The sequence below is a fragment of the Bacillus sp. X1(2014) genome (assembly GCF_007678255.1).
Window position 1 is genome coordinate 108,337 of record NZ_VEED01000007.1, and the last position, 23,082, is coordinate 131,418.

Consider the following 23,082-nt stretch of genomic DNA (forward strand, 5'->3'; position numbering starts at 1 on the left):
ACTTTTTCCTCAAAATGATGAAGAAAGTAATAGAATTTTATTTTTATCTTCTTTCTCGAAAAAAACGGGTTCTTTCCGATTTGCTGCTTGATAAAAACGATCAATAATATCCATCGTGTAAACACCATGTTCTGCAGGAGCCATTAATGGCTCACCTGATAGAATACTATTTGTAAAATGTTCGAATTCATTCATTAATTTAATATTTGGATTTAGAATGGGAGAAATATCAACACAAGTATCCAATAATTCAGAATGGATCTTCAGCTCCCCATTAATAAGTGAAACTCCACCTTTTGTTCCGAGTATTTCTACATACTGTTTGTCTTTTTCAATATTAGATGCCCAGCTGAATTCGAAATTAACAGTTGCTCCATTTTTTAAACCAATAAAGCCCAGTGCAGAATCTTCAACATTAAAGATTCCCTTCGGATTCCCCTTATATCCATTGCGATTACGGTTTGTCGTGTGGTCAAAATTATTATAAGTAGCTCCAGTCACATAAGAAGGTTCTGGCATACCCATAAGATACAATGCTAAATCTAGATAGTGAACCCCTAAATCGATCATTACTCCGCCGCCGGCACAATCTTTATTTGTAAACCAGGTTCCCCTTCCTGGTATGCCGCTCCGTCTAATCCAACCAGCCTTGGCATGATAGATTTCTCCCAAGAACCCCTCATCAATATACTTCTTTAAATAAACTGCTTCATTTGTAAATCGGTTATTTAGACCGACCATTACCTTTTTCCCAGATTTATTTTTTGCCTCCACTATTTTTTTCGCTTCGATTGCATTAACGGCAAGGGGTTTCTCACAATGAACATTTACACCCTTTAATAGAGCGTAAATAGAAATTTCTGCGTGCAGATAGTTCGGTGTACAAACACTGACAAGATCTAAATTTTCTGTAGTAATCATATCCTCATAATTGCTATAAACGGTGTTGATATTATATTTTTTGGCTAATTTATTAGCATTTTCTAGATTCACATCACATATGGAGACTAATTCAATATTAGGGAGATTCATATAATTATTTAAATGTTTTCTCTCCGCGTTACTCCCCGCACCAATTAACCCATATCTTAATTTCCGGTTATTCATTTAATCCTCTCCTTTTGCTTTAAAATGCAAGTTTCTGCATGTATTCGATGGTAAAATCGATTCCTTTTTCGCCTAATTCTCCTGTCCAAACTGGTGAATGTGGTTCAATACTCAGACCGCCAGAATACCCTTTCACTCTTAGTAAAGAAATAAATGTTTTCCAATCCGTTTGATCCAGCCCTGCAGGCGGGTCATCCACTCTCTGGCCATTAATGATCATGGATCCCTTTAAATGAACATGGTTGAAACGATCTCCCCAATCTAACGTTTCCTGTAAATAATCCCCACCGAAGTATCTGCTGTGAGATGGATCAAACTTAATCCCCAAGTCTTTTAAATGCCCATGAACGATTTTCCAAACTTCAGGGTTATGGACAAAGTTTACTTTTCGGCAGTTGTAAGTAGAAATTTTTACCCCTTTTGGTTTAGCATAATCAATAAGCAGTGAAAAAAAGGTTATCGCAGCTGTACAGTTTTCATAAAAGGATAATTCTTCGACGTAATTACATCCGCTAACAAAATTGGTGCATCCTAATTCACTAGCAACATCGATTAATCTGTAACATCTCTCTAATTCTTCTTCTTTGACACTTCCCTTTTCATCAATACGTAAAGACTTCCATCTGCCTATTGATTCAATTGAAACACCGTATTCATTTTTCCACTTTAGTAAATTTCCTCTATTCTGATAAAAGGCATCCACATCTTGCCCTTCATTCACACAAACCTCAATAAAATCCAGTCCTTTTTGCTTGGCACGTTGAAAACTTTCCTCCGTTGGTGACGCTATGATTCCAAGTTGCATCATTTCAAAAACCTCTTCTCTTATTTATTGGAGCTTACAATCTATATAACTTTTTATTTTTGATTTGCGCTTACAATTTTATTTTAATGGTTACGTTTATAAGTTTCTCTCCACCTCTTAACCACTTTATTGGCAGTTTTTTATTCAATTTGTTTTCTTTTAAACACCTATAACCATAAGAGGTTAAAAATTTACATGCGATTCTTAACCTCTGCTAATGAATAGTAGATAGACACAAAAAGGAGACGAAAATCTATATCTGCAATGATAAATAATGAAAAGGAATGAGGAGAAACACAAGTTATGATACATATGTAAGCGACATTAAATAAGGAAAATAATTAACAAAGGAGATTTTTTATGAACAACATAAAAACATGCGTAAGTTTGTATAGTTTGCAGGATGAATATTTAAATAAGCGGATGAGCCTAGAGGATATCTTTAAATTTTTAGCAGAGAATTCAGTGGAAGGAATTGAAATTATTCCGGATCAAATGATGCATAACACTCCGCATCCTTCAGAAGAAACTATAACGGAATGGGATCGACTAGTATCTACCTATAAAATGAAGCCAGTAATTGCGGATGTCTTCTTAAATACAAACTTATACAAAAATCGCGAATTAACGAAAAAAGAATGTGTTGAACTACTTATTGAAGAAATAAAGCTTGCCAATCGATTAGGGATTAGGCTGATACGTTTAGTGTCCATGGTACCAGCATTTGTTATCGAACCATTATTGCCGTATGCGGAAAAATATAATGTGACGTTAGCATTGGAAATTCATGCAGGTTTAAGCTTTGATGTTGAGAAAACTCAAGATTTTATTAAAGAAATGAAGAGATTAAATTCTCCTTATGTTGGTCTGGTAATCGATACGGGGATTTTCTGCCGCAGGCTGCCAAGAGTAATGGCTGATTATTGCAAGCAATTGGGAACAAACCAGGAAGTAATTGAATATATCAATCACATTTTCGAGCAAGGGAAAGACCCAAGGAAAGTATATCTTGAAAATGGTGGATTCCCTGATGATTTAAAACCATTATTAAAATCAGATGCTGATTACTTCTTTGCACATATGGCAGATGGATATGAAAATGATCCATTCACTGTGTTAGATGAATATATGCCGTACATTAAACATTTCCACTTTAAATTATTTGAAATGACAGAAACTGGAGAAGAGTATTCGATAGATTATAAAGGCATTCTGCGATATCTGCATGATAAAGGCTATGATGGTTATGTTTCTACAGAATATGAAGGAAACCGCTGGGTACTCCCTGGAAATCCAATGAAGGAAAAAGAGCAAGTTTTGGCACACCAGGCGCTTATTCGAAAAGAAATTAAGAAATTAGAAGGTCAGGAGGTATATTGATATGTTTGATAATAATGTTTTCCTAGAAGATACCTGTAGAAATATAGTAGAAACTGGTCACGTTACTGGGTTTGAATTGAAAACCAATATTACCTATTACAGGGGCATTCCTCTAAGCATGGTCAATGATATTGGCGTTGCAGTCGATGGTGAAAAGATTGCACGTGAACATATTGTATGCTCAGTTGATGAAATAGATTGGTTTACTTTAGATGAAATGGAAACCGTCACTTCCTATAAATGGGAATACGGTGAACCGTTAACAGTAAGAGTACTCAAAGAAGGTGGGTTATCTAAGGGGAATCATGAGGTAGCTTTAGATGTAGTTGTTCGTACAGCCTATATACCTGTCCCCTTGGCGGGACGTAAAGTTAGAACTGTCGAAATCGCTTAAAAAATGGTAGAGGGTAAAAATCTAAGAAGATTTTTACCCTCTTTTTTCATATAACCGAAAATCATCTCTCGCCAAATAACAAATTTAGCTCAAATAACCGCACCTCATGGGGTTGAAGTTCCCCTCTCAAAACAATCGAATGATTCTCAACAAGGGAATGCTCTACTTTCATATAAGGAACACAGATTTGCTTAAAATAATCCACTTCATCCGATTTGATGTCATCTACCGCACCAAATTTTAACCACTCATCTAGTACACTACCATGAATGCGATTCAGTTTTAATTCTTTTACACGATATTTACCATTCGCGATACCTTGAATTTCCAATGAAAGGTTTAGAGGCTCATTATTTTCAAATATATCATATTGCTCGTGGATTCCTGTACTACCCTCGGGATGTAAGTAATAAGAATAATTGAAATGTTTATAATTAAAACATAATATTTGATAGCGATCACCTGACTTTTTTGTAACAATAAAATTGTCACCTTTAGCCACTAAGATCTCTCCTAATTGTTTTAATAGGACAAATGCATGGAAACTCGGTTTTTTGATACCATTTTTCGTCACTAGCCCGGCGCCGCCATGAAGAATGTTTTTCGAATCCCTAAAATCACTAAAAATATCAGAACATAACCAGTATCCCATCATTTTCAATTGATTTTGATTTAAATTTTCAACAATATTTTTAACCATGTAGGATGCTTTAAAGCTGCTATCATTAAGATAGTTACGATTGGAGATTGAGATATTCCATTCAGTCACATTCAGTTCTAAATTCTCAAACCCTGCTTTTTTCAAAGATTTCCTCACATCATTCAACTTGTTTAGTACATAATGAGGATTAGTGGAATGTAAATTTTTAATAGGAACGCGGTATTTATCACGATCGATTTCAATTGGATAAAGATAAATGGAAAGAAAGTCTGGTTGTATTTCTTCCTGTTTCCATTGTTCCAGTAACATATCCAATTTGTCACCCTCTAAGTCCATACTTAACCCACAACCGCCAATCTTTGCATTAGGTACAAGTTCTTGTGCCGTCTTTTTAAATTCACTAAATATTTTAAAATACTCACCAAATTGAGGATCTTGATTTTGATTATTCTTCATTTTAGCTAAGAAATCTTTTTCTTCCTCTGCTTTACTATTAAGTTCATCCATTGGTCGCCACAATTCAAAATACCATGTCTCGACTTCTTCATTACCATAACGCTCGATGCATTGCAGCAAAAACGCCGTCACTAGATTATGCCATTCCTCCAGTGTCCTTTCACTGCTTATCGTTTGGATTACAAGAGTCTCCCCAATGGCTTTTTGAATGATTTTTGGTTTAGGACCCATTTCGATAAAGGGTTTTAATTTATTTTTAATGAGAAAATCCAATAATTTGTTAGCATTGGAAAAATTGTAAGTGATACTTCCTCCAGAGCGATCTTCTAGAAGCATATCATCACCGAACAATCCCCAAAATCTAGCATAGGTAAAACCGATTTCCGATTGCAGAAGATTGATTTGCTCTTGCATATCTGAATTCAATAAATCTTTTGCATATCCAATATTGAGTAATCGATTCCAATACTTAACAAAAGCTTCTGTTTTTCCAACTTTTATCATTTCATTATCCGCAGTACTTCTGGATTGAGGTAATGCTTGAACACTTTTGTCCTCGGTACTTTTAAGATATTGACGCAGCTCAGTAAGTGCTTCATTGGTTTCTAGATTGCTGATATCATTAGTAGATTCTGTTTCTTTCTCTGCTGTTTCTGACATTTTCTTTCTATATTCAACTGGCTTTAATTGATAACTTTCATTAAATACTCTGTTAAATGCCGCTAAATTTGGAAATCCATTATCTAAAGCAATACGAGTGATCGGCTTCTGGGAGTACACTAACTCGTTAACTGCATGGGCTAGACGGATTTCATTTACGTATTGTGAAAAGGTTTTTCCTGTTTGTTTTTTAAAAAACTTAGACAAATAGGGAACCGAAATGTAATGCAGATCGGCTACCTCTTCTAACGTTAAGGGCTCACGATAATTGCTCTGCATGTACTCAATGATTTCTAATAATCGATCATTTTGTCCTTTACTAGTCGAATAGCTCTGTATTTCAAACTGATTTGTGCTTTTTAAGTAATGTAATTTTAGAAATGAAATTAATTTAAATGTCTTCTCTAAAGACTCAACTTCGGAATCATGTCGTTGCTGCATATATACGGATAATAGTTCTTCAATGATCAATCTAAGTTCCTGATTGAAAGATTCACCCTGTTCCATTGAGTTGCAAGTGAATAAAAGATTTTTTTGAGCCAGCAGGGAGCTTAATTCCAAATAATTAAAATGAAAAACAATAAATAAATTATCTTTCTCCGATTGAAAGGAGTGAAAATCATTTGAATTCACTAAGATAAAATCAGCTTTGTTCAGGTGATAGGTATTCCCTTTGATTTTCACTTGGAGTTGACCTTTTATTATATAAATTAATTCAATTTCTCGATGAGCATGTTCCAGGTTACTCTTGTTACTCATAACGGAAACAGTTATTAACTTTGAATCTATTGAAGTTTGGAAAATATGCGTACCACTCAATTCAATCACCGCCATAAGAAACTAACTCTAGTTTTTTTTAACTACTATTCTCTAATATAGCATAAATTAAAATAATAGTTCGACAATTTTTTACCCGAAAGTAAGTTCTTACTTTTTGTTTAAAAAAGGACGAACAGGAAAAAAGACTGGAATTTCCAAAAGGAATTATTGGGTAATATTTACCGAAACGAAATAATATACAAGTACTATTGATTTAATTTTCTAAATATACTATCTTTTCAGTTAATAACCAATCCCCCATCTGGTAATATAATGAATAACTCCCAACTTTTACTATTAGTAACAAACAAAAATGGGATCAATTACATACTGGAGGGTATTTTTATGAAAAAGTTTTCAAAGGCAATTATTCCAACTGCAATGGCTCTAACCATGACTCTATCATCACCAGCAATGGCCGAACCTCAATCAAATCCAAACGGACCTTATATTGAGGACGAACAAAACATCTCATTATCAAGTTATATGTCAAATGAGGAACTAGCCAAAACTCTACAAAAACTTGAAGCATCATCTAAAGGGAAAATGAAGTTAGAGGTTGTAGGATATTCCAATCATACATTAGATGGATATAAGACCGAAGCCGATCAAGGCGATCCTTTGTATTTGGTGAAATTCGGTGATGCGGATCCAAACAAAAAAAGAATTTTAATTACGACGCAAATCCATGGTAACGAGCAAATTGGAACCGAGGCAGCCATTGATATTATTCAAAAACTATCTAGCGGCGGGCAGGAAATAAACGAAATACTAGATAAGGTCTCCATTTGGATTATGCCAAGAATTAATCCAGAAGGATCCGATAATACATTCGAAGGAAAATGGTACCCTACCCGTTATACACACCAAACTTGGCTTCCAGAAAATATTAGCCTTCCTGTTGGTACTTTGGCGCCATGGTACTATAACTCAGTTGGCGATGAGAGAGGCCAGACAAATGATGGGCGTGTAGTGTATGGTATTCCTGGTTATGACCAAAACCGAGACTACAATCCAAATTTGGATTTTAGGGTAGAAAAGGAAGATCCAGCTGAAGTAGCCGCATTCCTAAATAACAGAACAACAAATAACAGCAATTACGGCGGTTTTTATGTAACAGCAGAAGCCAGAACCGTTACAAGTGTATTTAAAGAATTTAAACCTGATGTATATGTTGATGTTCACCACCGTGGGTTCAATACGCTTTCTGATGAAGATAACAGATCTGTTCCAGTTCAAGTGGCAGCTGTAGTAGCAGACCCTTACACGGATCCATTCTCAGGAAAGCATTATGAGGTGGATGAAGACGTATTAAAGCTTGGCAAACAAGTTAATGCGCTGGCCAATCTCGCTCTTCAAAGAGGGAACTCACAATATGGAGCTGTTCAAAAATATCCTGATGTTAACCTTCCAGGTACCGCTCTAGGGGCGTTTGCATTAAATGATGCAGCCATTATGTTGATTGAAATCAAAGGACAAAGCCAGACACTAGGACAAAAACAGGCTGGCATGTTGAAAGAAACTGTAAAAGTACCATTATTTGAGGTATTTAAAGGACTTGCAGACGGATCGATTCATGATGTGGATACAGCGATTTATGATGCGATTCCAGAATCAACGAATAGAATTGAGGACCCTACTACAAGAGATTAATTCATGTATGATAATTTAACCTGTTAAATGGAGCTGACCCAAAAATCTGATGTATTGTCACCTTTTGGGTCAGTTTTTTCTATTCTATGTAAACCAAAAAGTCACCAATAGGTGACTTTTTATCCTGTAGTGTGTTGATCCTTTTTCTATAAAATCTTTTCTAGATCCTATATCTTATATTACTCCCTGTGCAATCATGGCATCGGCTACTTTTACGAATCCAGCTATATTCGCACCGACAACAAGATTCCCAGAGGCATCATAATCCTCTGAAGCTTTCACACTCTTACTATATATATCTTTCATGATCCCTTGTAATTTTAGGTCCACTTCTTCTTGTGTCCAAGCCAGTCTTGCACTATTTTGCGCCATTTCTAACGCAGAGACCGCAACTCCTCCTGCATTTGCTGCTTTGGCAGGAGCAAATAAAACATGTTGTTCGATAAACGTCTCGATAGCTTCAAGAGTTGAAGGCATATTTGCACCTTCGCCTACTGCCTTAACCCCATTCGAAACTAAAACTTCTGCCGCTTCCTTATTTAACTCATTTTGTGTTGCACAAGGTAAAGCAATATCGCACGGGATCGTCCAAATGCCTGAACACCCTTCTTGATAGATTGCATCTGGATGTTCTTTAACATATTCAAAAATTCTTTTATTCTCGACTTCTTTTAATCGTTTAACCGTATCTAAATTAATACCGTTTGGATCATAAACGTAACCGCTTGAATCACTGCATGCTACCACTTTTGCACCATATTCTAATGCTTTTTCGATGGCATAAATGGAAACATTTCCGGAACCTGATACTACCACTGTACTTCCTTCAAAGCTTAATCCTTTATCCTTGAGCATTTCTTCTACAAAGTATACTAATCCATACCCTGTTGCCTCTTTCCGGCCTAAGCTTCCCCCATAACCAATGCCTTTTCCAGTTAAAACCCCTGCTTCATAAGCACCTTTTAATTTTTTATATTGTCCGAACATATATCCGATCTCTCTAGCCCCTACTCCGATATCACCAGCGGGAACATCCACATCTGGTCCGATATATCTGCTAAGCTCCGTCATAAAACTCTGACAGAACCGCATAATTTCAAAATCTGACTTCCCTTTAGGGTCAAAGTCAGAACCGCCTTTTCCACCGCCGATTGGCTGCCCTGTTAATGAGTTCTTAAAAATTTGCTCAAAACCGAGAAACTTAATGATACTTGCATTAACTGAAGGGTGAAAACGTAGTCCTCCCTTATAAGGTCCGATCGCACTACTAAACTGAACTCGAAACCCGCGATTCACTTGTACATTCCCTTGATCATCTACCCATGGCACTCGAAAGCTAATTAATCGCTCAGGTTCCATCATTCTTTCGAGCACTGCTTGCTTAATATATATTGGATTTTTGACAAGGACAGGTACTAAAGAATCAAGTACTTCTTTAACAGCCTGCTGGAATTCCCCTTCATTTGGATTACGCATTTGAACCGTTTTAAATAAACGATTTACGTAATCTTTCACGATCTGCATTTGATTCTCTTCTACTCTGTCCAGCATTTTCATCTCGGTCAGCCCCTAATGTATTTTAAAGTTAAGAAAATTCCCTTTTCTTACGTGTATTTTCATTTTATAATTTAATAATTAATAGTTTCAATCTTAATTTACGATGAAATTAATGCGTTTAACGCATTAAAATGGAGTGGAATAAAAATGGAGACAAGGCAAATTCAATATTTTCTAGAAGTGGCAAAAAGAGAGCATGTAACAGAAGCAGCAGATGCCTTGCATGTTGCCCAATCTTCCGTTAGCAGACAAATCTTCAATTTAGAAGACGAATTAGGTGTAAAACTCTTTATACGTGAGGGAAGAAGTGTAAAGTTAACCCCTCTCGGGAGAATTTTTTATGAACGGATGAAACAAGTATGGTATTTAATGGAGGATGCAAAGAGAGAAGTAGAAGAAAATTTAAATCCTGAAAAAGGAACTGTACGAATTGCATTCCCTATTAGCATGGCGGCCCATACATTGCCCTCCATCATATACGCTTTTCGCACTCGCTACCCAGACGCGAAATTCCAAATGAGCAATGCCCTTTATTATGATTTAATAGATGGTGTTATAAATGGTGAATTTAATTTGGCCATGATCGCACCCATGCCCAATCAGGAAAAAGAGAAAAAAATCAAAGGAGCAACGTTATTTACAGAAAATATCGTTGCACTCCTCCCTCTACATCATCCATTATCAGATCGGAAAACCATTCGGCTGCGGGATTTAAGGAATGACCCATTTTGTGTCCTTCCTGAAGGGTTTGTATTTCGCGAACAGGTGGTTCAAGCATGTAATGATGCAGGTTTTTCCCCACAAATAGACTTTGAAGGAAAAGATATTGATGCATTAAAAGGGTTAGTCTCTGCAGGTTTAGGGGTAGCATTGATGCCAGAGATGACATTGGTAGATAACACCCCTCGATCTACCGTGGTAATTCCAATTTCCGATGCGAATCTCACTCGAACAGTCGGTGTCATCTACCCGACCCAGCGTAAACTGCTCCCAACCGAAGCATTATTTTATAATTTCCTGCTTGAAACTTATGAAAGATTAAATGAGTTTCGGAATTAATATGTTCCTAGCCTCCAGAAAGCAAAAAAAGAGGCAGGCCTTTAAAAAGGTCCTGCCTCCCTATATTAAAGATTACTGTGGCTGTAAAGAAGACTGCTTTTTGAATTTGACGATAAAAAATGTCAAAGTTGCAGTTAGGAATAAAACTAAGAAAATCGCAATGTGCCCGATATTATTCCACATATAACCAAAATCACCGGTTGAAATAATCGACCTGAAGCCAGAAATCGAATAGGTCATAGGTAAGTATTTCATTATATTTTGCAGGAATGTTGGACCTAGTTCAATCGGGTACGTTCCTGCACTGCCTGTTAGCTGCAGTATCAAGATTATAACCGCTAAGAAACGTCCCGGATTATCAAGAGCTGTAACAAGGAATTGGATGATGGCTAAGAATGCCCAGCTCGTAAAGATACTTAGCATAATGAAATATGGAATGCTCTTCACTTCGAGACCAAGACCTAACAGCATAACCGCATCGACTAAAAGCGCCTGGCCAATTCCTACTGCTAAAATAACACCTGTTTTTCCAATGAACCATCTAAACCCGTTTTTCGGCTCCGAGGCTGGTTCAAACATTGGAAAAATAACGGAGAGCATCAGAGCACCGACAAAAAGACTAAGTGACAAGAAATAAGGTGCTAATCCACTGCCGTAGTTTGGAACATGATTCATCTTGTTGTTCGAAAGTTTTACTGGTTCAGCGAACATATCATAAACTCGATCATTGGCTTTTATATCACTGGCATCCTTTGCTCCTTCAGATAGTTGATCGCCCAATTTCTTTGAGCCATCCACTAGTTTAGTCATCCCGCTATTTAAATCCTTCGAACCACTCGCAAGGGCGGACATGCCGTTATTTAATTCTTTTTCACCCTGATATAGTGATGTTGTGCCAGATGCTAATTTATTAGCGCCCTGTGCTAACTTATTTGTCCCTTCATTCAATAAAGTGGAACTAGATGATAATTTCCCTAAACCTGAAGTTAGGCTGCTTGAACCACTTTCAATTTGACCGAATCCTTTTTGTGCTTCATCAATCTTTGTACCAAACAGGGTAAGTCCTTGGGTTAACTGTTCTTGTCCATTTAATACCTGTTTAGCCCCGCCAGATAATTGGTTAATACCATCAGCTAATTGCTTTTGACCTTTATTCAACTGATTTGCACCTGTGGCTAATGAATCAGAGCCATGCTTTATCTGCTCAGCACTGCTTGACAAATCTCCTACACCAGAAGCCACCTGCTGGCTGCCTTTCGACAATTTGGTTAGGCTATCCTTTAGTGCGTTTAGTTTTTCCTTCTCTGTTGGATCAGTCGTATTATCCTCCATGCTACTTACTTGGTCGAGCAGCTTCTGAAGGCCTTGACTGACCGTGTCGGCACCGGACTTTGTTTCCTCTGCTCCTGTCTTCCAACTATCTAAGGAAGCTGAGAGCTGTTCAGAACCATTTACAATCTGCTTTGACCCGTCTTGCAGACTTGGAACATTTTCTGCAGCAGATGTTAAACCATCAGATAATTGCTTCGTGCCATCCTCCGCTTTTTTCGAACCTGCTAACAGCTTCGTATTGGCATCTTTCATTTTGGTGAGGCCCGTGCTGAATTTCTGCAATCCACTCTGGAGCTGCTCAGAACCCGTTGAAGCTGAAACTACACCATTTGAAAAAGCTACAGATTTATCCGCTAAAACCTCAAGGTTTTGCTTGATCGTCTTGGCGCCATCATCTACTGATTTTGCACCATTCGTTAATTTTTCTGCGCCGCTGTTAGCAGATGTAATTCCATCTGTTAAACTGCCGGCCCCTTCTTTGGCTTCTGCCATCCCGTTTGAAAGTTCCCCCGCTCCATCACTTGCCTTGTTCAACCCTTTAGCGACATCTTTTAAACTGTCAAACATAGATTCCGCATAGGTTTTCGTTACGGATTCGGACACGGCTTCTTTAATTTTTTCAACAGCCGAATCGCCGATTTTGGATGATAAATAGTTATTACCTTCATTAACGGTATAGATCAGATTTAGTTTTTGGGGATTTTCACTTTGCAGCGTCGTGGCATTTTTTGAAAAATCTTTTGGAATTTCAATCTCCAAATAATAATCCTGATTCATCAAGCCTTGTTTTGCCTTTTCTGCACTGACAAAATTCCAATTAAAAGTTTTTTTCTCTTTCAAGTTCTCAACTAAATCCCTGCCAACTGTTATCTGGTCTCCATTGAACTCGGCACCATGGTCATTATTGACAATCGCCACAGGCATTCTGTCCAAATGTGCATATGGATCCCAGAAGGCCCATAAATAGGTTCCACTGTATAGAACCGGAATCGTCATCACACCGATAATGGCGATTAGCAATTTACGCGTGCGAAAAATCCGCATAAATTCACTTTTCACAGAAGGGAAAAATCTCATGCAAATCACCTCATTCATAATTATCATCTTACTCCATTGTGACCATAATCCCCATTCAGTCATTTTAGGACAAAAAATATCACCTTATTGACCGTTTTAGTTTTTTAGTCATTTATAAGACTTTGTTATAATACCACAACTTATTTTTAGTTTCAACCACTTCTGTGTTGATATTTATTTTGAGAAAAGACCATCAAGTCAATACTAGTAGCGGAGAAAAACGGCAAACAACCATGCCCTACTGATGGAACGGATGGGTCATGAAGAGAAAATGTTTTAGAGGAGGATTCACGATGACCAAGGAAGAGGTAGTTAAACTTTTAATACTTATTGAATCAGTTTATCCTAACTGTATATTTAAGAACGAGACGGTCCAGCAATGGTTCCAATTTTGTTCTGAAATGGATTATGAAAAGGTAATGGCGCTGGTGAAAAATCACATTCGAAAAAGTCCTTTTCCGCCTGCGTTTGCTGATATTGCTGTATTCACTTCTGAAGAAAATGATTTCCCAGAAACATTACAAAATGGACGGGAAAGAATGAAACGTGAATGGAAATCTGATCAACGAAATACTATCCCTGAGTGGCTTGGCGAATATTCAGCAAGAAAAAATGTTTAGCAGGATAAAAAATAAACCGAAAATATAAAGTTTCAATAAGAAACCTTATATTTCGGTTTTTATTGTTTATCTGTATGAAGTTATAATAGCCCCACCATTTGAAGACCATGAGTAATTCCATTGTCGTCAACGGATTTTGTCACATATTTTGCGACTGCCTTTACACTTTCTTCCGCATTCCCCATTGCCACACTATTTTTTATGGTTGTTAGCATTTCCAAATCATTAAGCCCATCACCAAAGGCAAATTGGTTTTCTTTTGAAATACCTAGTTTTTCAACTATTTTTTCAATCCCTTTTGCTTTTGAGCCGCCATTAGGGAGTACATCGACTGAAACAGGATGCCATCTTACAAAATCAAAATCACGAAACTCCTGTTCATATTGTTTCTCTTCCCCTTCTGGACAAAAAAGGAGAGTTTGAAACAGCTCGCGTCCTTTGTAATAATTCGGATCGTGCGAAGGAAAACGGCCAATTTTTAATGTAGCAATACTTTCTGTAATGTAGCTATGCTCTGGTACATTCGTTTTCATATCCTCGTGATCCATAAAGACTACCGGATGATTGTTCAGAAGAGCTGCTTCTGTTAACTTTTCAATTGCTGAGGCATTTAAAGAATTTTTATATAACACTTCTTCTTTTAACACGACGTATTGTCCGTTATAACTTACAAATGTAGTAATCCCTAATTCTTTTCGCAGATCCTCAAACATAAACGGAGCGCGGCCAGTTGCAATAGCTACTTCATGTCCAAGTTCTTTTAATTTAAAAATGGATTCTTTCGTTGATAGAGGCAATTCTTTATCATGATTAAGCAACGTTCCATCTATATCAAAGAATATAATGCTTTTATCGCTCATTTTTAGTTCCAACTTTCGATGTGTATTTTTAAATTATTATGTACCATTATAAATCACTCGAACAATACAGCCTAATTTTTTGTACCATACCTCAGTTTTGGTTATAGATCTCCCCAAGGATATCGGCAGCTTATCCGAGAATATTCTACTCTTATCCGAGAGTATTCCACACTATCCGAGAGTATCGCCCGCCAGTCACCCACAAATGTTTCCCGTGTACAAATAAAAATCTCACCTTCCAGAAAGAAAGTGAGATTTTTTTGTTTTAGTATTATATTATTGAACAACTGCCTCTCCCTGGCCCTGATAAATCCGAAAGGCTGGAACAATCGTATCTGAAACAATTTCTTTTCCTTTTTCACGAATGAAGTCTAATTTATAATAGGCGTCAAATCTTTGGCTGATTTCCGTTTTCACCAGTTCTGGAGGAGTTACGACGATAAATTGGAACTTCAGTTTTTCTGCGACTGCGAAGATCGGGTCCAGGACATGTGCTGATGCTGCCTGGCCGAATGGATTATCACAGACTAAAGGAACCCAACTTTGATCGGTTTCGCTTTTGACGGATAATAACATCATCATCATCACCATTCGGGCTGATAACTTCTGTCCGCCGCTGCCATCGGATTTCGTCTTAGAACCCTGATTAATCGTCTGCCAGGTTGAATAATGTTCTTTTTGCGGTTTGCCGTACATAAAGGCATTATCTGTACGCATATTATAGACGAGCAGCTCAGGGTATCGATTTCGGAGTGATACAAATAAAATTTGCTCATCACTTATGAGTTGTTTTATTTCTTCATCTAATACTCGATTATTGTCATCAATCATATCAAATTGTTTGGTAATTTTGTTAATCGCAGTTACAAAGTGCTGCTTTAGCAGTGGTTCGATATCTTCAGCCTTTTTAGGTAAAATATCTTCTTTGAGCTGGACGAGTGGGAAGGATCCCCGTTCATTTTTTAGCTTCATTTTTGAAACCATGGAACGAATGGCCTCTGCAATGCTCAACACTTTCATGCTGGCACGGCTGGCCCAGAAGTTTTGAGCCTTTTCTGCTCTTTCTTTGTCGCGTTCTAATTGTTCCAATCCACTTTGTGAAAACCGTTTCATATTTTTAACGATGGTCTGGATATGCGTATAATGCCTTGTATCCATATGGTCTAGTGTCGTTAACACTTCATTTTTAAAACGAATCTCCCAATCTTTACCTTCAATCGTGAGCTTTAAATTCCTTAACGATTGATCAATTTTCGCATGTTTTTCTTGCCCCTCTTCCTGAATCGCTTGATGTTCTTCACACCAGGATAGAATACATGCTTTACCTTGACTCTTAATTTTTTCTAGATCATCATTCGTAAAAACTGCAGCTTCCTCTTTTAAGATAACGGATAAGGTTAACAAATCGCCTTCATAACCCGTAATTTTGGTGTCCGTCTCTTTTTGGCGTTTCTCAGCCTGCTTGACTTCTTCTTTCGCTAATTTCGTTTGGTCTTTAATTTCTACTTCCTTTACTTCTAGGTCAAGGTCTTCCCACTGTTCAGGCTGTTTTTCATGTTTCTCGAGTTTCTTTCCTGCCTTATCTCGCTGTTCAACCACATGCTTTAAGGACGTTTCCGCTACTGTTACAGCCGTTCCTTGTTCCCGTTCTTCTTTTTCTGCAGTCTTCGCTTCCTTCTGAGCAGTTTGCAGCATATTTTCTAATATACTTATAGGTTCATCTGGTTCTGCTGCTTTATTCCAGTCTTGATCATGGGTTGTGAGTTTTTTCTCTAATTTCTTTTGCTGCTTTTGTTCGGTTTCTCTTTTTGCTTGAAGAACAAGTAATTCTCTAGCCTGTTCCTCTTTTGATTTTTGAAGCTGTTTTAACTCTTTCGTACTGCCATTTATCTCTTGTAGTAAATGCACTGAAAGATGTGGGACCTCTTCACATGGGTCTGCTTTTTCATTAGCAGGAAAAGCTGCTTCTTCTATAAAGAACCGGATTTCCTTTATATTTTGCTCGGTTGTAAGCTTCCATTCCACATACGTTTGATTCCACTGGTTTTGTAATTCAACGGTATTCTGGTGCTCTTTCCCTATTTCTTGCTGCTGAACACCTACAGTTTCCTTTAGCTTTTCTTTCTCTAGTTTTACCCGTTTATTTTCATGGTGAAGAGTTTTTTCTTGATCAAACTCCTCTAATCTTTCTACATTTCTTGTAAGTTTCTCGATCTTACCTTTTGTCTTTTCCAGTTGTTCTTTTAACTGTAGCTGTATTTCTTTTTCTTTTTCTTCTTGTGTTTTAATTTCCAGCAATTGCGTCTTTTTAGAAAGTAGAGCGTTTTGTTCCTGATTAAGAGCTTTTTCGATATCACTAGAAAGCTCGCTTGATAAAAAACGATCAATTTCTTTTAAAATACGACGCAAGGAGATTTCTGTCTTTTCTATTTCAAGAAGCGTATCTTTCTTTTCGTCTATTTGTTTAGCAATCGTTATTTTCCAGCTAGTGAATTGATTTTTATCACTTAATAGTTCTTTCTCGATTCCGTTAATCATCAAAAAGGTTGGCTGGTGATTTTCGCTGTTCATTTCCTCACGCATAAAAATCGGTACAGGACTTTTAAACATCCTTCCTGTAAGCACCTGCTGATTAATTTTTTGCCATTGCTGTCCGCTTACGACCAACCCATATGGGAGGAGCGGATACGTCATAAGTGAATGAGCCATTTCCGCTGAACTTAATGATTGGAGGAATTGGGTTCCATAAAATACATCAATCCCAGTCTTCTCATCGATCCATTCCTTTAATTCCTTCACATCTTTATTTGCGATCCAGAAGGGCTCATCGTTTAAGGAATGGTCGAGTTGTGTTTCCCAAAGTTCCTTTTTTATTTGTTCAGCTTGTTGGCGGTTATTGCCTAGTATTTCTTCTAGTTGTATCGCATACTTCGATAAGAGAGATTGAGTAAAAGGTGCTGTGACATCGTCTAGTAAACCAAGAAGCTTATCTAATAGTTTTGCCTCTTTTTGCTTTTGCTCTTCATTTGCTAAGTTTAAGTCTTGACATTTTTCCTCTGAAAACTGAATCGATTGGACAAGCGTACCATGTGAAGTGGCAAGTTGATTTTGCTTTTCACTAGATTCTTGATCTTTTGCTTGCAGCTCAATTAATCCAGCCTTGTTATCTTCAATTTGTTTCAAGTGACTCTCTATCAAACCCTTTAAGTCATAGGTTAAGCGATCACCAAATTCTTGGATAAGTGCTGCTTCCTTCGACTCAAACGTATGCATTTGCGTATAAAGAAAATCAATCTCAGTACTTAGTTGAGCCATTTCTTTTGTCTTTTGTTTATCCTGCTGCAACAACCCTGATGCTTTTTTATTTAAGAACTTTTGATACCCCACATACTGTTTAACACCATCTTGAATCAATAGATAGGATTGCTCCCATTGCTTTTTAGCTTCTTGTTTGATTTCTTCCATTCTTTGATTCACTTGCTCTAAGCCGCTGTTTTGTTCCAATGTCGCGATCTGCTGTGAAAGAGAGCGAATAGTTTGTTCGTTTTCACTCCACTCCTTTAATAACAGCTGAAAGTCCAGTTGTGCTTTTCGTTCCTGTTTCTCTTTAACGATTGCTTGTAAGGAAGAATGTTTCTCCCTTTCTTCCACTAATTTCTTTTCCCAATTCATGACCTCTCTGTGAGCTTTCGCAAACTCTAAATTATCTTTTTGATAGCGTAAGTCTGCTTGTCTAATAGATAATTTTTCCAGTTTTTTCTCTAAATCTTGCAGCGTTTCCTCTTCTGATTGCTTCAAATGTTCTAAGGCACCAAGCAGTTGTCTTCCTGTTTGTATACTTGCATGTACAATTTCTTTATGTTCTACTCCTTTTGTTAAGTGCTCTTCAAATGGAACAATGTCTTCTAAAAACTCTTTATGGGCTTGTTCCCTCTTTAAGAGTACAGGCAGGTCTTTAGCGATACTTGCCTGACTTTTGAAAATCTCCACAAGATCATTCTTTTGATGTTCGGTTCGAATCAACACTTGACTTACGGTAGGAATGATTCGTTTTTGAAAGAGAGAATGATCATCCTCAGCTCCCTCAAAATATTTTCCAACACCGCCTTCATCCTTGTTAATGTCCTTCATAATATCCCAGTCTTTACGATTAATTCCGTATGTATCAAGGATACGATAGTGCTTCTTGGGATCTCGGTAAACGTCATATCCATTCCATTTTAGATAGTCCTTCAAACTTTCCGTTTCAGCAACCTCACCATTTTCATAGAGTGGAATATGCTCAAGTGATGCTTCTTCTTTCCGTTCAAATTCTCTCGTATAAAAGGTAAAAATAGGATTAATCTTTGCTTCCTGTTCCAAAGGTTTACCTTCATGTCCACCTTCTTCATTCATCGAGATCCGCTGCTCTGCTGAGAACATTCCGCCCGTTACTAGATGCCGGCCGTCCGCCCCATCTAATTCCCACTGAATAAGAACATGAAAGGTATAGGGAATAAATTGCTCTTTATTGTTAAAGAAAAACTGCTGATAATAACGATTGTTTTGTTTTCCCCACGAAGTTCCAGGTTTGAGTATTTGGAATATGGTCTGGAGGAACACACCTTTCCCACCCCCATTCATCATTGCAATGAGCCCATTTGTTGATGTCTCATCATTATGAAAATTAAATGTGGTATCTTTATACTGCTTTTGCATGCCATCATACTTGAGGCCAACAATTCTAATTCGATGGATTTTCGGCATGCAGATCCTCCTCTGTAGTCATTAATTTTTTAAAAACTTCATAACGATCGTAATCGTGATACAAGTATTCAATTCGCTCAAAAAGCTCTTGTTTTGGAATAACCTTAGCTATATCGTCCCGATCAAGAATGACAACTAGCCCCTCTGTCTCCAATAAGCGCATTGCGCTGGCAATCAAACCGATTCGGGTCCGTCGATTGCCTTTTTTACTCCCATAATCATCCGTGTCAACCTCCATGTATTTCCATGTGGTCACAACTTCCTTCATATCAATCCGTTCTTCTTCACCGAAGGTCGGTTCAACTTTAAGAATGCTCTCCCATTTCATCATTAAGTCATTGACTTGCCGTTCTAATGCATAGTAACTAATCCCTTCCCGCTTTGTGCGGATTTTTGCAGCCTGGTTGCGGTCTATGGATGCTAAAAAAGACATAATGACAACGCTAATCAGATGAAAATGTTTTTTCGTTTCAACTTGCCGATGCTTCTCTTTCATATGAGTAAAATTCGTAGCAAAGACAGAGCCGGTTGGCTGAACAACTAAGTGGATCCGTTTAGGCGATTCAATGATATATGTACCTGATTCGTCTGCTAATAAAAGAACCGTCTGTCTCACTTCCGGATCAAAATACGTCTGAAAGTGTTCGCTATTTTCATCGATGACTTTATCTTTTAATAGAGTAAAATAGACAGATGATGCTCTTTTGATTGTTTCTGCATTCATCATTTCTCCTCCTGAACACATATTTTAAAAGGGGTAATTTTCATTTGATACCATAGAAAAGGCTCCGCACGATGGTCAAACATGGTATAAATCTTTAAGCCTTCGAAGACTTGAAATTGCGGATATTCCTTCATTAATTTATAAAGAAGAATTTCCCTCTCATCTGTTAAGGTTTCTTCCTTTCGATGCAGCACTTGAACCTTCAGCGTTTTTTTATCGAACATCATCCACAAATCAATCGTTTCAGATTCTTCAAACCATAAATCCTGTACTTCCAGTGGCATCTCGGCTAAATCAGCTAACGAGAACTCTCCGTTTGTTTGTAAAAATTGAAAAACATAACTCCATGCCTTAATAACTGAATCCCAGTTCGTCACTCGCAAACGAGTAATACTTTCTTCAGCCTCTTCTTCGATTATGGCATCTGTAAGTTGTTTTTCATCAAATTCTTGTTCTCCCCAAATCCAATCGAGAGGGAGAATAAATTCATTTTTAGGTGAAAATAACGGAGAAAGCACACCTTCTATCGTCTCGAAATCTTTGACCCCTTCCTTCATGAACCAATTTTCATAAAAATGCTCTCGAAATGAAACGAGACTGTTTTCCCAAAACAATGAAGGGTTTTCCGCCTTTAATTTCATCTCATAGGAAATATTTTGAATGACTAGCTTAGCAAAACGATCATGCAATTGTCTTGTATGGCCAATTTTTTCTTGAAGAAGAATCAATTCTTTCTGCATATAATCATCTTCTTCATTCCTGAGTTTGGTCTTTTCTATCATACTTGTAATGGTACGGAAGTGATTTTTTTCTTCTTCAAATTGTTTTTCAATTTCAACCCGATTGGCGGCCCTTTGCCATTCCTCTTCCATCAATAAGATTTTGGGATTGTTGATCATTTCTTTTTGAAAGGTGAATTCATTTGCCATTAAGCGGTTTACTCGTGAAATGAGGTGATCGAGGTTTCGCGTAGCTTTTCGAAAATTACCGTTTTTAATCAACTGCATACTATAGAGTTGTTCTATCGTAATGGAGAATTCCTCTGCCATTTCCCTGCTCATAAAAATCATTTCCTGAGAGACATCCGTGAGTTTATAAACAATGGATCCACCTATTTCTAAGTTCGTATATAATTCATCCATCGTTACATATCGGTAGGTTTGCGTTTCCCATGATTGTCTGATTTCATCGTAATATAGGGCTTCAAACGGTTTACTATACTCTTCCTTTCCCTGATATAAAAGCCCACTTGTAATTCGTTCAATTTGCTTATCATCTGCTAAAAGCTTCATTTGCTTAATCGAATCTTCCACCATATATTTGATATCGGATTTACTTCGATGATTGTCATCATTTAATTCTCGATAAAAGATGGTGAGGAGCACTTGCATAAGAATGGTTTGAATATGAGGTTTTAGTTCGCCTACTTCCATTCCCCTGCCAAGTTCAAACAATGGATTTAATCGTTTCATCCGCTGGGCGAAACCTTCCCATGATTCGTTCACATCCATCGCCTCCATGTTTCGATTGTTAACACTTCTTGTGCTATCCTCTTATTTTCCTGCCATAAATGCTGTAAACGCACTTGCTCTTCTTCCGTAAACCATTGAAAGAATAAATCACGGTATTTGAGGTTTTGTGTTTGACCTTGTTTTTGGTCATTCCTTTGTTCTAGACATTCGAGCATCTTTCGGTAAATTTTTAAGGCAGGCTGAATACAGCAATCTGGATATTTTTCGATAAGTCGAATGAGGATTCCGTAACCTGCAGCATCAAGATCACCTGCATAATAGAAAAGATAGGATTTAGGTGGAAACATTCTGAAGAAAAAGGAAAAACTCCGTTCAATTTTCGTTCCTTCACCATAAATAATCAGTTCCGGTTCATAGTCGAGTTGATTTGCTTCCAATAACTTAATGGATGTATGAAAGAATGATAGATTCTCAACGATTAGAACTCTATTAATATCTTTCATTTCTTTCCCTTGTTTCATCCAAAAGACAAAAGGCTCGCCGTAATTCACCATTTTAAGCTGGTCTTCTCCAATGCCAATTCTAGCTAAAAATTCTTTTCCATCCGGATAGCTATCACTGTCGAGTAAGAATTTTTCATGACCAAAAAGCTCCAGGCTTCTTTCTTCTACTGACACGAGCTCCCGTTCCTGACTGGACTTTAGAAATGAATAGACATTCTGAATTCGATTCCATTCATCTTTCGTTTGCCATTCGGGATACCGTTCGTAAAAGGAAAAATCAAACTGATCACCTAATTTCATCATTTCAAGTCGATCCCATTTGTTTTCCTGAACTTTTATATTTACCCAATATTGTAATGATAGAGAAGGTGTTCTTCCATTATATTGATTATTTTGAATTGGGATCAGTACTCCTTCAGCCTGCAATGTTTCGATTGCAAGATAAAACAACGAATATCCATCCATTTCAAAATAATCATCCATAAGCTTCCGTAACTGAAGTTCTAAATCGTTTATATTTATTTTCTTTTTTTGCTTCGGGTGTCGAATATCAGATATAAAACCTCTCACCCTTGTTTCAATGATGTCGATGGTATTCACCTACTTAAATCTTCTTAGTTTCTTAGAAATAGACTATTACTATCCAATTTGGACATCCTTTTATTATAAACTAGTTGTGATATGGTTGGTAAATGAAATTTTCTTAAAATAATGACCGATAAACAACGCTAAATACAGGTGAACCTAGGGTGCGAGTCTATCAAAAAACCGCACAAGTGAAAAATCACCGTGCGGTTAATTATGTTGAACTTCATGTATATCAATATCAAGCAAATCTATTTTATACCCATTGAATAGAGCCAAACTCACCATGAGGATGGTTTTGTAATTTAAATCTCTTATACTCATATTCTAATTTGGACAATGGCAGATTATAAAGCTGTTGATCTTCTTTGTTATATACATTTAAAAAAATGAGTTTATTGATAAGTTTTTGCCGCTTTTTTTCCTCGTTTTTTCTCATCATAAACACTCCTTCAGTTTTTTAAATAACTTTCCCTTGAAAAAAAAACTTTAAATTCAGTCTGATTACATTTTTTATTAGATTAAGTTTATTATAAACCTATAATTCCTATGTGTAAAGTAGGAATTAAAGTTAAATAAAAAATGCACTCCAACATATTCAAATCATCTAGA

General features: G+C 37.1%; 16 protein-coding genes. 5 read left to right on the forward strand and 11 right to left on the reverse strand.

Translation table 11 applies throughout. The features are described 5' to 3' along the window. Positions 1-9 precede the first annotated feature (9 nt). Positions 10-1,107 carry a Gfo/Idh/MocA family protein gene (locus FS608_RS15085; RefSeq protein ID WP_144552362.1) on the reverse strand — a complete coding sequence of 366 codons (1,098 nt, stop codon included), beginning with the start codon at positions 1,105-1,107 and terminating at the stop codon, positions 10-12. 19 nt (positions 1,108-1,126) lie between these two features. Further along, complete coding sequence (locus FS608_RS15090; RefSeq protein ID WP_144552364.1) at positions 1,127-1,915, reverse strand: sugar phosphate isomerase/epimerase family protein; 789 nt, start codon at positions 1,913-1,915, stop codon at positions 1,127-1,129. A gap of 357 nt (positions 1,916-2,272) precedes the next feature. On the opposite strand from FS608_RS15090, the gene FS608_RS15095 reads away from it, so the two are divergent. Continuing rightward, positions 2,273-3,292 carry a sugar phosphate isomerase/epimerase family protein gene (locus tag FS608_RS15095; protein ID WP_144552366.1) on the forward strand — a complete coding sequence of 340 codons (1,020 nt, stop codon included), beginning with the start codon at positions 2,273-2,275 and terminating at the stop codon, positions 3,290-3,292. 1 nt (position 3,293) lies between these two features. Further along, entirely contained in the window at positions 3,294-3,686 is a 393-nt protein-coding gene (locus tag FS608_RS15100) for a C-glycoside deglycosidase beta subunit domain-containing protein (RefSeq protein ID WP_144552368.1), read from the forward strand. A 61-nt stretch (positions 3,687-3,747) separates the two neighbouring features. Here the strand turns inward: FS608_RS15100 and FS608_RS15105 are convergent, their stop codons facing one another. Next, positions 3,748-6,297 (reverse strand): GH39 family glycosyl hydrolase, encoded by a 2,550-nt coding sequence (locus tag FS608_RS15105; protein ID WP_144552369.1) that lies wholly within the window; start codon positions 6,295-6,297, stop codon positions 3,748-3,750. A gap of 330 nt (positions 6,298-6,627) precedes the next feature. On the opposite strand from FS608_RS15105, the gene FS608_RS15110 reads away from it, so the two are divergent. Next, on the forward strand, positions 6,628-7,935 hold the full coding sequence (locus tag FS608_RS15110; protein ID WP_186328743.1) for a M14 family zinc carboxypeptidase: 1,308 nt from the start codon (positions 6,628-6,630) through the stop codon (positions 7,933-7,935). A 174-nt stretch (positions 7,936-8,109) separates the two neighbouring features. On the opposite strand, the gene gdhA is transcribed toward FS608_RS15110, so the two are convergent. After that, positions 8,110-9,492, reverse strand: coding sequence for an NADP-specific glutamate dehydrogenase (gene gdhA, locus FS608_RS15115; protein ID WP_144552373.1), 1,383 nt, complete (start codon positions 9,490-9,492; stop codon positions 8,110-8,112). Positions 9,493-9,639: 147 nt separating this feature from the next. Here gdhA and gltC point away from each other — a divergent pair, with 147 nt between their 5' ends. Further along, positions 9,640-10,551: a glutamate biosynthesis transcriptional regulator GltC gene (gltC, locus tag FS608_RS15120; RefSeq protein ID WP_144552375.1), complete on the forward strand. Its 912-nt coding sequence runs from the start codon at positions 9,640-9,642 to the stop codon at positions 10,549-10,551. Between the two features lie 72 nt (positions 10,552-10,623). Here the strand turns inward: gltC and FS608_RS15125 are convergent, their stop codons facing one another. Further along, positions 10,624-12,960 (reverse strand): YhgE/Pip domain-containing protein, encoded by a 2,337-nt coding sequence (locus FS608_RS15125; RefSeq protein ID WP_144552377.1) that lies wholly within the window; start codon positions 12,958-12,960, stop codon positions 10,624-10,626. A gap of 293 nt (positions 12,961-13,253) precedes the next feature. Between FS608_RS15125 and FS608_RS15130 the strand changes: the two genes are divergently transcribed. Next, the gene (locus FS608_RS15130) at positions 13,254-13,580 is read left to right on the forward strand and encodes a replicative helicase loader/inhibitor (protein ID WP_186328744.1); all 327 of its coding nucleotides are present in this window, start codon (positions 13,254-13,256) and stop codon (positions 13,578-13,580) included. A gap of 80 nt (positions 13,581-13,660) precedes the next feature. Here FS608_RS15130 and FS608_RS15135 read toward each other — a convergent pair whose 3' ends face one another. From FS608_RS15135 to FS608_RS15160, 6 genes are all read right to left on the reverse strand, one after another. Continuing rightward, on the reverse strand, positions 13,661-14,440 hold the full coding sequence (locus FS608_RS15135) for a Cof-type HAD-IIB family hydrolase (RefSeq protein WP_144552381.1): 780 nt from the start codon (positions 14,438-14,440) through the stop codon (positions 13,661-13,663). A gap of 276 nt (positions 14,441-14,716) precedes the next feature. Continuing rightward, positions 14,717-19,186 (reverse strand): coiled-coil domain-containing protein, encoded by a 4,470-nt coding sequence (locus FS608_RS15140; RefSeq protein WP_144552383.1) that lies wholly within the window; start codon positions 19,184-19,186, stop codon positions 14,717-14,719. After that, positions 19,164-19,910: a DUF6063 family protein gene (locus FS608_RS15145; protein ID WP_144552385.1), complete on the reverse strand. Its 747-nt coding sequence runs from the start codon at positions 19,908-19,910 to the stop codon at positions 19,164-19,166. Before FS608_RS15145 ends, FS608_RS15140 begins: the two co-directional genes overlap by 23 nt. Beyond that, positions 19,910-21,421, reverse strand: a complete 1,512-nt coding sequence (locus tag FS608_RS15150) for a hypothetical protein (RefSeq protein ID WP_260871695.1) — start codon at positions 21,419-21,421, stop codon at positions 19,910-19,912. The genes FS608_RS15145 and FS608_RS15150 overlap by 1 nt, the downstream gene beginning before the upstream one ends. Then, positions 21,412-22,485 (reverse strand): Wadjet anti-phage system protein JetD domain-containing protein, encoded by a 1,074-nt coding sequence (locus FS608_RS15155; protein WP_144552389.1) that lies wholly within the window; start codon positions 22,483-22,485, stop codon positions 21,412-21,414. The genes FS608_RS15150 and FS608_RS15155 overlap by 10 nt, the downstream gene beginning before the upstream one ends. 241 nt (positions 22,486-22,726) lie before the next feature. Continuing rightward, on the reverse strand, positions 22,727-22,909 hold the full coding sequence (locus FS608_RS15160; protein WP_144552391.1) for a Fur-regulated basic protein FbpA: 183 nt from the start codon (positions 22,907-22,909) through the stop codon (positions 22,727-22,729). Between the last annotated feature and the right edge of the window lie 173 nt (positions 22,910-23,082).